Here is a 12,934-nt window from a genome sequence, read left to right on the forward strand (position 1 = left end):
CTCAGGAGCGTCCGCGCTCCTCCAGGTAGGCCGTGTGCGTCTGCTGACGGCGGGCCTCTGTTTCACGGAGGTCCGCCGTCACTCTTTCCGCCTCCTCGCGCAGGAGCCCCAGCTGCCGCTCCAGGTGCCGCTCCGGCGACTCGCCGCCCGGCGTCAGCCGGCTCCACCAGCGGGTCCGGTTGTACGCGTCCACGCTCTCCGGCACGTCCTGCCGGACCGCCCGGGACACCGCGTGCACCGCCTCCGGATCGGTCACCAGCACATCGGCCACCCACCCCGGCTCCAGCAGCGCCCCGTACAGCTCCAGCAGTCCGGCGAGCGCCTCCTGCGCCCCCGACGGCAGCTCCACCCCGTCCACGTACGCCCGCAGCCGCCCGAGGTCCTCGCGCAGTACGCCGAGCTCCTCCCGCGGATCGAAGGGCGGCGGCGCCGTCCGCTCCGGCGGGGCGATCAGCGCGCCCGCCCCGTACAGCCCCGCGACCACCACCGGCCAGTACGCACCGGCCACCCCGGCGAGGGTGAGGGCCAGGCCGGCCACGCCGCAGGCGGAGCCGGCCAGGTTCTTCTTCGACTCCAGGTACTTCAGGACCCCGGTCGCCCTACTGGTAGCCACGGATCTCCTCGAAGGCTCCGGCCAGCGAACCGTTCCCGCCGGTGGCGTCGAAGAGCCGCCCGCCGGTCAGTTCGGTGATGTGGGTGAGCTCCTTGCGGTCCGAGTCGCCGAACAGCACGGCGAAGACCGGCGTCCGCTTCTGTGCCTCGGGCAGCGCCGCGTAGAAGGAGTCGAAGTGCTTGGCCCCGACGCCCTCCGTGTTCTCCCCGTCCGTCATCAGCACGATCGAGGTGAAGGCGTCCGTACCGCCCTTGCCCAGCTGCTGGTACGCCGCCTCCAGGCTGCCGTAGACCGCCGTCCCCCCGTCCGGCTCCAGCGACTTCACGTCGCGGCGGATCGCGTCCAGGGCCGGCCCCGGATTGCCCGGCTCCACCACGTGCGTGTTCACCTTCTTCACCTTCGACCCGAAGGGCAGCAGCGTCACCTCCTCGCGGTCCCGGAACCGCTGCCCGGTGCCCGAACTGCCACTGCCCGTCAGATCGGTGAGCGCCGACTTCAGCCGCCCGATCCGGTCCTCCTCGCTCATCGAACCCGAGGTGTCCAGCACGTACACCGTCCGCGAGGGCCGGCGCAGCTCGTTCTCGTACGAGGCCAGCAGCCCGTCGGCGACCGACCGCGACCCCGGGAAGGGCAGCTCGCGCCGCTTCTCGGCGTCCAGTCCGGCGGCCGGCGCCACCCCGGCCGCGACCGGGCGGCGGAAGGTCTGCTCGGTGATCGCCTTCTGCGCCTGCGGCCCCCGCAGGTACTCCGTGAGCGCCCGCCCCGCATCACGCGCCCCGGCCGGGGCCGAGGTCAGCAGCGTCAGCGGATAGTGGGCCGTGACCACACCGTCGCGCGGCCGGACCACCGTCAGCGGAGCCCCGGCGTCCTTCGCGTCCCGGTTCATGGACAGCAGCACCGACTCGTAGTTCACCAGCGCGTCCACGTCCCCGCGCTTGCCGTACGCGGTGACGAGCCAGCCCGAGGAGCCCGACGTCAGCTTCTGCCCGGCGAAGAACTCCTTCAGCCGGGGCGTGGCCGTCTGCACGTCCGCGTCGCTCAGCGCCGCCTGCGCGCCCGACAGCCCCGAGGCCACCGAGACCAGCGCGGAGAAACCGGAGTTGGAGCGCACCGGGTCGGTCATCCCGTACGTCAGCTTCCCGGCGGCGACGGCCTCGTGCACCGCCGGCCAGGTGACCTCCCCGGGCTTCCAGCCGAGCCGGGCCAGCGCCTCCGGCTTCACGCCGAGGGCGACGGGCGAGGACATCACCGGGGTCTCGCTGGTGAGCTTCCCGGCCGCCTCCGGCCGCAGCCGCAGGTAGTCGTTGGAGGAGAGCCAGATCGCGTCGTACTTGCCGTCGGCCTGCCCGGAGGCGACCTGCTCGGCGGCGTCCAGCGTCCCGGACCACGTGAGTTTCACGGTGACCCCGGTCGCCTTCCGGGCCTGCTCCAGCACCGGTTCCATGTCCGCGAGCTCACTGGAGGCCAGCACCCGCAGCGTGCCCTCCTTGTAGGCCGTTTCCGTCGGCCCGGCCGCACCCCCGGAGGTGCAGGCCGTCGCCGCGGTGAGCACGGCGAGGGCGAGTGCGAAGCCCGTCCAGGCCCGCCGACGCCCCGGCTGCGGGGTTCCCGCGACCCGGACCCGCTCGGCCCCGCTCACAGGGCACCGCCCTCGAGCGCACCGGCGGTCCGCGTCCGCGCGAGGTACGCCGACGCGCTCTGCAGCTCACCGGCCAGCGACTCCACCGTCGCCGCCATGTTCTCCGTCGCCTGCACCTTGAACGTGTCGATCGCGTCGAGCGTCTTGTAGATCTGCGCGAACGCCGTCCGCAGCGTCTCCGCGCCCACCGCCGGATCGGCTGCGATCCGCTGGATCTCGCCGCTCTGCGTCGACAGCATCTCCGCGTTGCCCCGGATCAGCTCCTCGGTGGTCCCCTTCAGGGCGTTGACCTGCTCGATCACCTTGCGCTGGTGGTCGAGGGCCGAGGCCAGCATCACGGCGATCCGCAGCGCGGACACGGTGGTGGTGGCGGCCCGGTCGACGCCCTTGATCAGCTCGTCGTTGCTGCGCCGGACCACGTCCATCGCCAGGTAGCCCTGCGCGCAGACGGCCAGCTGCGTCAGCAGGTCCTGGTGCTTCTGCCGGACCGGGAAGAGCACGTCCGCGCGCAGCGCGTCGGCCGCGCCCGGATCGGTGTGCTCCGCCTCGGCGACCCGCTGCCCGACGGCACCGTCCAGGGCCTCGGTCAGGACCGCGTACTCCTGGAGCTTGCCCATCGTCTCCCACAGGCGCGAGCGCTCGGTGTGCAGGGCCGCGTTGTCGCGCCGCAGTTCGTCCTGGCCGCTGCGCAGCGAGCCCACGATCTTGTTGAGGGTGGCCTGTGAGGAGGCGTACTTCGCCACGTGGTCGCGGAACTTGTTGCCGCCCGGCAGCTTCGCCAGCAGCCTGCGGGCCCCCTTGGCGGGCGTGTCCCGCGGGTCGAGGTCCTCGACCGTGCGCCGCAGTTCCACCAGGGAGCCGGCGACCCGGGCCTGGGCGTCGCCGCCGCCGTCCGGGCCCAGCGAGCGCACGGCCCGCTCCAGCATCCGGTTGGACTGCTGGGCGGCGCTGCGGATGTCGGCCTGGCCGAGGCCGGTTATCTCGCCGATGCGCTGCGCGAATTCGGGGGAGCGGGTGTCGATCGAGGCGAGCGAGCCGATGTACTCCGCGGCCCGGCGGGCCATCTCCTCGCGGACGCCGTCCTGCAGCGGGACCAGCCCGGCGGCCTGCTCCTTGCGTACGGGGGCGACGGGCTCCGGAGGGCTCAGGTGGAAGGACGTGTCCTCGGGCGGTGTCAGTGTCATGGCGTGTCCCCCTGGCCCTTGGCGCGCTGGGCCAGCGCCATCAGGATCTTGACGGTGGGTGTGCCGACCTGGCGGATGCCGGTCAGCCCCGTGTTGAGGTAGGCGGTGTGCGGTGCGGTCGCGGCGGTGAACTCGGCCACGCCCTCCTGCGGGCGGAACCCGCGGAGCACGGCCAGTTCGCGCAGCCTCGGATCGGTGGCGAGGAGCGTGCCCAGCTCCCTCGCCCGCTCGGTCAGCGGCACGAAGGTGTGCGCCGAGTTGACGGTGGTGTCCGGGTAGAGCACGACCATGTCGCCCGGATCCTGCTTCTGCATCAGCAGCGAGGCCACCTGGGACTCGTACACCAGGATCAGCGGTTCGCCGCTGCCGCTGATGAAGGCCCGGAAGGGGTCGTCGGTGCTGGGCTCCAGCGCGCCCTGGACGGAGATCAGCTTGCGCATCAGCGGCGCGGTGCGGGCGATGCCGGCGTCGTCGGCGACCACGGTGTTGCCGTTCGCCACGTTGGACGTGGCGGCGAGGAAGAGGGCGCCGGAGTTGGAGGAGGACGGGTCGGTGGTCTTGATGAACACCGTGCCGGTCAGCTCGGCGTGGGCCGCGGAGCCGGGCAGCTGCTGCCAGGTGCGGTCCTCGCCGGAGGCCGTGAGGAAGGGCCCCATGAGCAGGGTCCCGGAGTGCGTGCCGGTCATCTTGGCGAGGCCGTTGTCGGCCAGCACCTTGGCCGCGCCGGGGCGGGCGATGACGACGAGGGGGGAGAAGAACGGCTTGGTCTCCTGGGCCCCCTTGAGTCCGGCGGCGGCCGCGACCTCCTTGGCGGGTTCACTGCTGCTGGGGAAGGCGAAGTCGAACTCCTTGAGGGCGAGCTGGTCCATCGCCCAGGAGCCCGAGGTCTCCGTCTTGACGGTGTAGCCCTTGGCGGCAAGGGCCTTGACGACGTCGGGGTCGCGGAAGAATTCGGACTTCTCCGAGCCGATGACGCCACGCACGGTCTTCGTTGCCGTGGTTTCTGGGTGATCCTGCCCCTGGAACGCGACGACGTAGAGCACGCCGCCGATCAGGAGGAGGCCCAGGACGATTCCTAGGATGCGTCTCACGGGTGCAGCGTGCTCGCGGAAACCCACATTCCGCGCCGATTTGAATGAACGTCAGGTGTCCAGGCGGTCCCACTTCGAAATGCTGTGTGGGCCCTCGGGTGCTGGTGGGAGGGGCGGCGGCCCGGGAGGATCGGGGCATGGGCGTGAGCACGTTGAAATGGCAGGGCTGGCTGGTCGGCCTGGTGACGGTGGCCGGGCTGCTGGTGTTCGCCCCGCTGGGTCTGTACGTGTGGGCGAGCGGCGGCGATCCGCCGCAGGCGCCGCCGCGGCCCGCGGTGGAGGACGTACGGGTCACCGGGTGCCGAATCGATCCGGCCAGCCGCCGGGTGGTGGCCGCGGTGGAGGCGGCGGGGCGGGCCGAGGGCCCCGGCGCGTACGTCGTCACGGTGGAGTTCCGCGACCGCGCCGAAGCGGACCCGCAGGCGCGGGCCGCGCAGGCGCTGGTGAAGATCCCCGGCGTGGCGCCGGGCGAGACCGAGTACGGGGAGGCGGTCGGCCCGGTGTGGCCGGTGGCGACGGTGCCCTGGTGCGGGGTCGCCGGCGCGGAGTTCGCGCGGGCGGCCTGAGAAGGCATGGCGCAGGGGTCGCCACCGGTCCTCACCGTGGGGCGATCAGCCGTTCTTGTTCACCTTGATGACGACGGTGCTGCACACCTTGTCGGCGAAGGTCTGCTTCTTCTCGTCCCACAGCGGCCACAGGTAGCCGATGTAGCAGGCGATGCCGTCGAGGAAGTGCGCCAGCTTGCGGACGAACGCCATGCCGAAGCCGAGCGTGGCCCCGTCGGCCTCGCGGTGCACACTGATGCCGACGACCTTCTTGCCGATCGTCTGGCCGGTGGTGCCTTCCTTGTAGATCTGGAAGAGGACCATACCGAAGAAGTACAGCGTGCCGATCAGGCTGAGGACGCCGGCGATCGCCTCGGTCGACTCGTCGCTGGCGACGGCCGCGCCGACACCGATCAGGGCGTACATCGGGCCCGCCATGATCAGTCCGTCGAGCAGGGCGGCGCCCACGCGCAGACCCCAGTGGGCCAGCGGCGGCATCCCCGAGCCCGGCATGCCCGGCACGGGCATCCCCGGCGGCGGGTACGCGCCGTACGGCGGCGGGGCCTGCTGCGGGTAGCCGTACTGCGGGGCGGCGCCCTGCGGCGGCTGCTGCGGGTAGCCGTACTGCGGCGGCACTCCCTGCGGGGCCTGCTGCGGGTGGCCGGGCTGACCCTGCGGGGGCTGCTGACCGTAGGGGTTGTTCGGGTCGCCGAAACTCATGCGCGAATCTCTCCAGAATGCTCGAACGGGGACGAAGCACAGTGGAGGAGATGGAGCATGTGGAGCGGCCTCCCCCGTGCAACCGCGATCTTTCAGCCCTCATCGTGTTCGGAGCACCGGATTCTGTCCAATTTCCGCCCCTGCCGTAGGCCTTCGCGCACGGAGCGTGGCACCCGGTCCGGAGCCTCCGCGGCCCCGGACCGGGGCCGTCTAGAGGGCGCCGGCCAGGTCCGAGGACTTCAGGGCGGCGGCGTGCGCGTCCATGCGCTCGGCGGCGAGGATCGCGACGGTGGTGTCGGCACGGGACGCGGCGACGAGGAGCGCGCGGGCGGCGAGGTCGTGGGCGCGCTGGTGGAGCGCGGCGGCGTCCTCGGCGGAAGGGCGCGGCGCACGGGCGGGCTGGGCCCCGCGCAGTCGTGCGACCTGGGCGGCGATCTCCGCGGCGTCCTCGTCGAGCCCGAGCTCGTCGGTGACGGCGAGCAGGGCCGCGAGGTGGCCGGCGAGCTGGATGTCCAGTGCTTCGCCGCGGCTGCTGTGCGGGTAGTCGGCCGGGGTGGCGCCCATGCGGTGGACGACCGGCTTCGTGCGGATCGGCTCGTACATGAGGTGGCCTCCTGCGTGGTCAGGAGACCATCCTACATTGGATTGGTTCTAAAGTTGAGCTGAATCCTGTTGTTGGGGGGCGTGTCTCGCCGGCTGGACTCCGGCGAGTCGCACCGTGCGCCGCTACAGCTGGCTGTAGCCGTCGAGGAAGTTCCCGATCCGGGTCACCGCGTCGGCCAGGTCCTTGGCGTTCGGCAGCGTCACGATCCGGAAGTGGTCGGGCTCGGGCCAGTTGAAGCCCGTACCGTGCACCACCATGATCTTCTCGGCCCGCAGCAGGTCCAGGACCATCTGCCGGTCGTCCTTGATCTTGTAGACGGACGGGTCCAGCCGCGGGAAGGCGTAGAGCGCGCCCTTCGGCTTCACGCAGGTGACGCCCGGGATCTGGGTGAGCAGGTCGTACGCGACGTTGCGCTGCTCCAGGATCCGCCCGCCGGGCAGGACCAGGTCCTCGATCGACTGCCGGCCGCCGAGCGCGGTGGCCACGGCGTGCTGCGAGGGCATGTTCGCGCACAGGCGCATGTTCGCCAGGACCGTGAGGCCCTCGATGTAGCAGGCGGCGTGCTTCTTGGGTCCGCAGACCGCCATCCAGCCGGCCCGGTAGCCGGCGACGCGGTAGTTCTTCGAGAGCCCGTTGAAGGTCAGCGTCAGTAGGTCCGGGGCGATGGCGGCGGTGTTGTGGTGCACGGCGCCGTCGTACAGGATCCGGTCGTAGATCTCGTCCGAGCAGACGACCAGGTTGTGGCGGCGCGCGATGTCCGTGAGCCCGCGCAGCATCTCTTCGTCATAGACGGCGCCGGTCGGGTTGTTCGGGTTGATGATGACGATCGCCTTGGTGCGATCGGTGACCTTGCGCTCGATGTCGGCGAGGTCGGGCATCCAGTCGGCCTGCTCGTCGCAGCGGTAGTGCACGGCCGTGCCGCCGGCGAGGGACACGGAGGCGGTCCACAGCGGGTAGTCCGGCGCGGGGACCAGGACCTCGTCGCCGTCGTCGAGCAGCGCCTGCATCGACATCTGGATCAGCTCGGAGACGCCGTTGCCGAGGTAGATGTCCTCGACGTCCAGGTCGATGCCCTTGGTCTGGTAGTGCTGCATGACCGCGCGGCGCGCGGAGAGCAGCCCCTTCGCGTCACCGTAACCGTGGGCGGTGCCCAGGTTGCGGAGCATGTCCTCAAGGATCTCCGGAGGGCACTCGAAGCCGAAGGCCGCGGGGTTGCCCGTGTTGAGCTTGAGGATGCGATGACCTGCTGCTTCGAGCCGCATCGCCTCTTCGAGCACGGGGCCGCGGATCTCGTAACAGACATTGGCGAGTTTGGTTGACTGGATCACCTGCATGACGGGAGCTTACGGGCCCGGGTGCGAGCTTGACGTGTGTTTTCGAGGAGAAGCCCGAAGGGTGGTTTGTCCCACTTCGGGTAATGGGTGGGTGGGGACGTGGTCCCCCCTTGGAATCCGGGGCCGCGCCCGCGTTCCGACCTGCGGAATGAGTGGGGCGCGGGCCTGCGCGAGCGCATGGTGTTGCGCTCGTCACCCCAGGTGGCCGGGTGGATCGCACATGACCGGGTAGGCCGCATGAGTACCCCGGATGAGTACGCACACTCATGTGGGCGCCCGTGCCGCGGTGGAGGCTGGGCGCATGAACCAGGGCGGGTGGAAGCCGGCGGAGCACCGCCGGGGGAACCGAACGGGTCGCCGCGGTCGTCGTCGCCGTGGCGGGCGCCCTCGTGGCGGCAGGAGCGATTTTCATGGCGCTCGTCTGGCTGGTGCACGTGTAGAGCGGCAACTGAGGAGCGCGGGACAGTGGTTTTCGTAGTCGGCGACATGGAGATCGCCACGGTCGGTACGGATGGCGACGACCGGGCGATCGAGTTCCTGGTCAGGCCGGAAGGAGTCCTGGAGGAGGCCCGCTTCGCGATCTTCCGCGAACACGACCAGGACTGGGACTCGGCCCGCCTCGCCATCGACCCCCACTCGGGCAGCGTCCCCCTGGCGGCGGTGGAATGGGCGGTGGAGTTCGCCCGCGAGTACCTCTGAGGAGGGCGGGGCGGGGTCGGGCTTCGGTGGTCGGGAGCCTGTCGGCCGGTATCAGGGAGGGGTTGGGGGTTTCCCGTCAGTCCCATCGTCCCTCCGGGGCGGGACGGTCCCTCAAGGGCGCTCGTTCCTCGCGTCGCTTCGCGATGTCGCTGCGCTCCACCCTTGACCGATCGTCCCGCCCCGGAGAAACGAAAGACTGCCGGGAAGCCCCCAAAGGAACGGGCCGGGCGTTCAAGGATCAGGACGGGGCGGCCAGAGTTGCCCAGCCCGGTTCAGCGTGAGGGGCGAGCAGGAGACGGGGCGATCCAGACCAGGGCCCGGGGCGAGGGGCGCGTCCAATCGCTACGCGCTCCTCACCTCTCAGCGTCCGACGACCGCCTTGGGCTGGACATAGGCCGCCCACGACCTCTGATGCCCATCACTGACGGCGTCCGGCGACCGTCTGTCGCTGTTCATAAGCCGCCCACGACCCGCAGGCGCTCCTCCCGGGAGGCGTCTGACGGCTGTCCGGGGTGGAAAAGCGTGAGACAGCGGCTATTCCGCAGTGGATGCGGGTCAGCGCACGTGGGCGCCCCGAAAGGCCGACCCTTTGCCTCAATTGCCCATGTTTGGTGGCGGCTTTGTGGTGTCCTGCTCGCACTGACCCGGCTCCACTACGGATCAGGCGAAGTGCAGGCGGTCGGCCCCTGCCAGGCGTCAGACGCCTCCCGGGAGGAGCGCCTGCGGGTCGTGGGCGGCCTATGTCCGGCCACGGCCGGTCGTCGGACGCAGGTCGAGCGGTGGACCGAGCTCGTGGGCGGCCTATGTCCAGCCCAAGACGGTCGTCGGACGCTGAGAGATGAGGAGCGGGTAGCGATCTGGCGCGCCCCACCGACCAGGGCTCTGGTCTCGATGACCCCGCCTGCCGGACATGCCCCACCGGAACGGGGCTGGGCATCTCTGACGGGCCCGTCCCTGGAAAGGATCCTCCGGCTCGTTCCTTTGGGGGCTTCCCGGCAGTCTTTCGTTTCTCCGGGGCGGGACGGTCGGTCAAGGGTGGCCGAAGGTCATCGCGAAGCGACGTGACGAAGGAGCGCCCTTGAGGGACCGTCCCGCCCCGGAGGGACGATGGGACTGACGGGAAACCCCCAACCCCTCCCTGATGCCGGCCAAGTGGCTCCCGACCGCCGCAGCCCCGCCCCGCCCCGCCTCGCCGCCGCCCCCGTTCGTTCCTCGGGGTGTCAGTGGTGGCGAATACCGTTCGAGGTGTGAAGCCGCTCAGGATCATTGCCGGGGATGCGACGAGCCCCCAGGCCAAGGGGCCCAAGGTCGTCGCGCATGTCTGCAACGACCTCGGGGGGTGGGGGAAGGGCTTCGTGGTGGCCGTTTCGAAGCGGTGGGCCGAGCCTGAGGCCGAGTACCGGGCGTGGCATCGGGGGCGCAGCGGGAACGACTTCGGGCTGGGTGCCGTGCAGCTGGTGCGGGTGAAGCCCGACGTGTGGGTGGCCAACATGGTCGGGCAGCGCGGCATCCGGACCGGGAGCGGGGGGCCGCCCATTCGTTACGACGCCGTGGAGCGGTGCCTTGCCGCGCTCGCCGGTCATGCGGTCGAGCTCGGGGCGAGTGTGCACATGCCGCGCATCGGGTGCGGACTCGCGGGCGGTACGTGGTCGCGCATCGAGCCGCTGATCACCGGGACCTTGTGTGCGCGCGACGTGGAAGTGACCGTGTACGACCACGGGTGAGTCGCGCGTCCTCAGCGACCGGCGAACGGCGGCCGGTGGGCGGGCCAGGCCGACGCCGGGATCCGGGGTGCGCGCCGCTTGTGTGCTTCGCGTGCGAGGAAGGCGGCCCCCGAGGTGACTGCCGTGAGGAACGGCAGTGCCAGGGCGGCCGGCCGCCAGATGGCCCAGAAACCCAGGGCGCTCACCCACGCCGCCGAGGAAGCGGCGGCCAGGACCGCCAGCAGCGTGATCCTGGCCCAAAGGGGCAGCCTGCCGCTCACCGCGACGGTCGCGTACCCGAGGACCGCGCTCGCCGTGAGGGTCACGGCCAGGGCCGCGAGCGTGACGGCGAGCCAGAGGACAAAGCCGAGGACAAGCATGGGAAGGCCCATGTCGTGCCGACCTCCGGACTCGTGGCGACCGGTCGCGAGGGCAGACGGATTCGCGTTCCCGCTGTTCCGACAGGTTCACCGGAGGTCATACTGCCAGAACATTGAACGTGTTCAACACCGCCCCCGTGTCACCCGTAGGCCCCGGTGTCGGCGGCACGGTCCGGCCGTGGGGGCGTGGCACGATCGCGGGATGGAGTACCGGTACGCCAGCGAGGCCGACGCGCCCGCCATGGCTGAGCTCTTCGCCGCCAACCACCACGACGCGCTGACGGAACGGCAGCGGGCGGAGCAGGGTTTCGTGCAGGGCCGCTTCGACGTCGGCGTGCTGCGGGCGATGGCCGGTGCGCGCGAGCTGCTGGTCGCGGACGACGCGGGCCGGATCGCCGGGCTGCTCGCGCTGTCGGCGCCCGAGGCTCTGGCCGACCCGTCGCCGCCGGTCGCGGGCCTGCTCCAGGCCCAGGAAGCCCTGGAGTGGCAGGGGCACCCGCTGGCCGAGGCGCGGTGGCTGCTCTACGGGCCGGTCGTGGTCGCCGCCGCGTACCGGGGGCGTGGTGTGGCCCGGGCGCTGTTCACCATGGGCGTGGCGGCGGCCTCGGAGCGTGCGGAAGCCGTGGTCGCCTTCATCGAGGCCGGGAACGTGCCGTCCTGGAAGGTGCACGTCGACGGCTTCGGCATGGTCCCGCTGGGCGACTACGTCGCGGGCGGGCGCACGTACAGCGCGGTCGCCGCGCCGACGTTCTGACCGTTCCGGGCCGGGCGGAGTGCTCGGTCGCTCAGACCGCGCGCTCCAGGATCACCAGCGGGATCTCGCGGGGCCGGGCCGCGGCGCGGTCCTCCTCGAACGGGGGCCACAGGGCCGTCATCATCTCCCAGTACACCTCCCGTTCCTGGGGCGTCGCGGTGCGCGCCCGCGCCGTGAAGGCGGCGGCGCCGACCTGGAGGCGGACCTCCGGGTGGGCGGTGAGGTTCCGGTACCAGCGGGGGTGCTCCAGGGCGCCGTAGCCGGAAGCCAGCACGATGTACCGGCCCGCGTCCTCGCCGTAGATCAGCGGGGTGCGGACGGCGCGGTCTCGGGTGCGGTCGAGCGTGGTCAGCAGGAGGGTGCGGACTCCGTGCCAGAGGTGCCCGTCGGCTCCCGCGGTGCTCACGTAGGCGCGTACGTGGTCGAGCCGCGGGCCGGGGTGCGGGTCGGTGGGGTGGTCCCAGTCGACATCGAGTGCGTGCATTTTCCTGTCCTTAGGGTCGTGTCCCCCTTGCGGCTAACGAGCATTAACGATTCTGGATGCGCCCGACCCGTAGCGCATGCCCACAGGTCTGGACCAAGCTCGTCGTATGGATCTGGAGCTGAGGCACCTCAAGATCGTCCGGGCCGTCGCCGACGCCGGGAGCCTGACGCGGGCCGCCACCGCGCTCGGCCTCGCGCAGCCCGCGCTCAGTACGCAGCTCAAACGCATCGAGCGGGCGCTGGGCGGGACGCTGTTCCTGCGGGGGCGCGACGGCGTACGGGCCACCGCGCTCGGTGAGCTGGTGCTGGAGCGGGCCAGGGTGCTGCTGCCCGCCGTGTGCGAGCTGCAGGAGGACGCCCGGCGGTTCGCCCGCCAGGGGGCGCACGGCTACCGGCTCGGCGGCACGCACGGACCGCTGCTCGGCGGGCTCGTGGACCGGCTCGCCCATGAGGAATCCGGCGTGCCCGTGTCCACGTACACCTCCTGGTCGGAGAAGGAGGTCGCCGCCGGCGTCGCCGACGGCCGCCTGGACTTCGCGCTGGTCGGGGTCTGCGGGGAGAGCGTGCCGCCCGAGCCGGGGCGCCTGGCCTGGATGGGGGTGGCGCGCGACCCCGTGCACGTGATGCTGGCCGAGGACCATCCCCTCGCCCTGGCCGCGCGCACCGGGATCGAGCTGGCCGAGCTGGCCGCCGAGGCGTGGACGGACGTCCCCGGCGACGGGTGTTTCGGCGACTGCTTCGCCGCGGCCTGCGTACGGGCCGGTTTCACGCCCGCCTGCGTCTACGAGACCGACACCGCCTCGTGCGTGCACCTGGTGCAGGTGGGGCGGGCGGTCGGGCTGTGCCGGGCCACGTTCCCGGTGACCCCGGGGGTGGTCACGCGGCCCCTTGCCGGGACCCCGCTCGTCTGGCGGCACCTGCTGGGCTGGCACCCTGCGGCGCGGGTCGCCGCGCGGGCTGCCGGGGTGCTGGGCCATGCGCGGGCTGCGCATGCGGAGGCCCTGGTGCGGTCGGCCGGAGGCGTTGCCTTGCCGGCGGCCTAGCCGGGCACCGGGCGGGTGCGGCGCCGCTGCGGGGGCGCTGCCCCCGAGCCCCCGCGCCTCAAACGCCGGCGGGGCTGGGAGATCGGGGCTCCGCCCCGGACCCCGCGCCTCAAACGCCGGCGGGGCTGGATCATGCCGACGG

Annotated in this window: 14 protein-coding genes; 5 read left to right on the top strand and 9 right to left on the bottom strand. The window is 71.8% G+C overall.

From position 1 onward, the window contains the following. Window position 1: 1 nt before the first annotated feature. From JYK04_RS26560 to JYK04_RS26575, 4 genes are read right to left on the bottom strand one after another with little or no spacing between them, the layout of a single operon-like run. A complete protein-coding gene (locus tag JYK04_RS26560) occupies window positions 2–613 on the bottom strand; it encodes a hypothetical protein (RefSeq protein WP_189733018.1) in 612 nt (203 codons plus the stop codon). Continuing rightward, complete coding sequence (locus tag JYK04_RS26565) at window positions 600–2,252, bottom strand: substrate-binding and vWA domain-containing protein (RefSeq protein ID WP_373297356.1); 1,653 nt, start codon at window positions 2,250–2,252, stop codon at window positions 600–602. The genes JYK04_RS26560 and JYK04_RS26565 overlap by 14 nt, the downstream gene beginning before the upstream one ends. Then, window positions 2,249–3,436: a toxic anion resistance protein gene (locus tag JYK04_RS26570; RefSeq protein ID WP_189733016.1), complete on the bottom strand. Its 1,188-nt coding sequence runs from the start codon at window positions 3,434–3,436 to the stop codon at window positions 2,249–2,251. Before JYK04_RS26570 ends, JYK04_RS26565 begins: the two co-directional genes overlap by 4 nt. Continuing rightward, window positions 3,433–4,527 (bottom strand): substrate-binding domain-containing protein, encoded by a 1,095-nt coding sequence (locus tag JYK04_RS26575; RefSeq protein ID WP_229874967.1) that lies wholly within the window; start codon window positions 4,525–4,527, stop codon window positions 3,433–3,435. The genes JYK04_RS26570 and JYK04_RS26575 overlap by 4 nt, the downstream gene beginning before the upstream one ends. Before the next feature lie 143 nt (window positions 4,528–4,670). Between JYK04_RS26575 and JYK04_RS26580 the strand changes: the two genes are divergently transcribed. Further along, complete coding sequence (locus JYK04_RS26580; protein WP_189733013.1) at window positions 4,671–5,093, top strand: hypothetical protein; 423 nt, start codon at window positions 4,671–4,673, stop codon at window positions 5,091–5,093. Between the two features lie 45 nt (window positions 5,094–5,138). Here JYK04_RS26580 and JYK04_RS26585 read toward each other — a convergent pair whose 3' ends face one another. The 3 genes from JYK04_RS26585 to JYK04_RS26595 form a co-directional block, all read right to left on the bottom strand. After that, window positions 5,139–5,792 carry an RDD family protein gene (locus JYK04_RS26585; protein WP_189733011.1) on the bottom strand — a complete coding sequence of 218 codons (654 nt, stop codon included), beginning with the start codon at window positions 5,790–5,792 and terminating at the stop codon, window positions 5,139–5,141. Between the two features lie 210 nt (window positions 5,793–6,002). Then, window positions 6,003–6,395: an SCO4983 family protein gene (locus tag JYK04_RS26590; protein WP_189733009.1), complete on the bottom strand. Its 393-nt coding sequence runs from the start codon at window positions 6,393–6,395 to the stop codon at window positions 6,003–6,005. A gap of 123 nt (window positions 6,396–6,518) precedes the next feature. Next, window positions 6,519–7,730, bottom strand: a complete 1,212-nt coding sequence (locus tag JYK04_RS26595; RefSeq protein ID WP_189733007.1) for a pyridoxal phosphate-dependent aminotransferase — start codon at window positions 7,728–7,730, stop codon at window positions 6,519–6,521. A 465-nt stretch (window positions 7,731–8,195) separates the two neighbouring features. Here JYK04_RS26595 and JYK04_RS26600 point away from each other — a divergent pair, with 465 nt between their 5' ends. Continuing rightward, window positions 8,196–8,429: a hypothetical protein gene (locus JYK04_RS26600; RefSeq protein WP_189733005.1), complete on the top strand. Its 234-nt coding sequence runs from the start codon at window positions 8,196–8,198 to the stop codon at window positions 8,427–8,429. 1,247 nt (window positions 8,430–9,676) lie between these two features. Then, complete coding sequence (locus JYK04_RS26605; protein ID WP_189733003.1) at window positions 9,677–10,153, top strand: macro domain-containing protein; 477 nt, start codon at window positions 9,677–9,679, stop codon at window positions 10,151–10,153. A gap of 11 nt (window positions 10,154–10,164) precedes the next feature. On the opposite strand, the gene JYK04_RS26610 is transcribed toward JYK04_RS26605, so the two are convergent. Then, a complete protein-coding gene (locus JYK04_RS26610) occupies window positions 10,165–10,524 on the bottom strand; it encodes a hypothetical protein (RefSeq protein WP_189733001.1) in 360 nt (119 codons plus the stop codon). Window positions 10,525–10,714: 190 nt separating this feature from the next. On the opposite strand from JYK04_RS26610, the gene JYK04_RS26615 reads away from it, so the two are divergent. Beyond that, window positions 10,715–11,266 carry a GNAT family N-acetyltransferase gene (locus JYK04_RS26615; protein ID WP_189732999.1) on the top strand — a complete coding sequence of 184 codons (552 nt, stop codon included), beginning with the start codon at window positions 10,715–10,717 and terminating at the stop codon, window positions 11,264–11,266. A 31-nt stretch (window positions 11,267–11,297) separates the two neighbouring features. Here JYK04_RS26615 and JYK04_RS26620 read toward each other — a convergent pair whose 3' ends face one another. Continuing rightward, window positions 11,298–11,750 carry a nitroreductase/quinone reductase family protein gene (locus JYK04_RS26620; protein ID WP_189732997.1) on the bottom strand — a complete coding sequence of 151 codons (453 nt, stop codon included), beginning with the start codon at window positions 11,748–11,750 and terminating at the stop codon, window positions 11,298–11,300. Window positions 11,751–11,856: 106 nt separating this feature from the next. On the opposite strand from JYK04_RS26620, the gene JYK04_RS26625 reads away from it, so the two are divergent. Beyond that, a complete protein-coding gene (locus tag JYK04_RS26625; RefSeq protein WP_189732995.1) occupies window positions 11,857–12,792 on the top strand; it encodes a LysR family transcriptional regulator in 936 nt (311 codons plus the stop codon). Window positions 12,793–12,934: the final 142 nt, after the last annotated feature.

The organism is Streptomyces nojiriensis, assembly GCF_017639205.1.
Lineage (GTDB): Bacteria > Actinomycetota > Actinomycetes > Streptomycetales > Streptomycetaceae > Streptomyces > Streptomyces nojiriensis.

What these genes read in the sequence shown, in the direction of transcription:
- JYK04_RS26620 (WP_189732997.1), bottom strand. Translation starts at nt 11,750, where the DNA reads ATGCACGCACTCGATGTCGACTGGGACCACCCCACCGACCCGCACCCC.
- JYK04_RS26585 (WP_189733011.1), bottom strand. Translation starts at nt 5,792, where the DNA reads ATGAGTTTCGGCGACCCGAACAACCCCTACGGTCAGCAGCCCCCGCAG.
- JYK04_RS26590 (WP_189733009.1), bottom strand. Translation starts at nt 6,395, where the DNA reads ATGTACGAGCCGATCCGCACGAAGCCGGTCGTCCACCGCATGGGCGCC.
- JYK04_RS26570 (WP_189733016.1), bottom strand. Translation starts at nt 3,436, where the DNA reads ATGACACTGACACCGCCCGAGGACACGTCCTTCCACCTGAGCCCTCCG.
- JYK04_RS26610 (WP_189733001.1), bottom strand. Translation starts at nt 10,524, where the DNA reads ATGGGCCTTCCCATGCTTGTCCTCGGCTTTGTCCTCTGGCTCGCCGTC.
- JYK04_RS26615 (WP_189732999.1), top strand. Translation starts at nt 10,715, where the DNA reads ATGGAGTACCGGTACGCCAGCGAGGCCGACGCGCCCGCCATGGCTGAG.
- JYK04_RS26625 (WP_189732995.1), top strand. Translation starts at nt 11,857, where the DNA reads ATGGATCTGGAGCTGAGGCACCTCAAGATCGTCCGGGCCGTCGCCGAC.
- JYK04_RS26595 (WP_189733007.1), bottom strand. Translation starts at nt 7,730, where the DNA reads ATGCAGGTGATCCAGTCAACCAAACTCGCCAATGTCTGTTACGAGATC.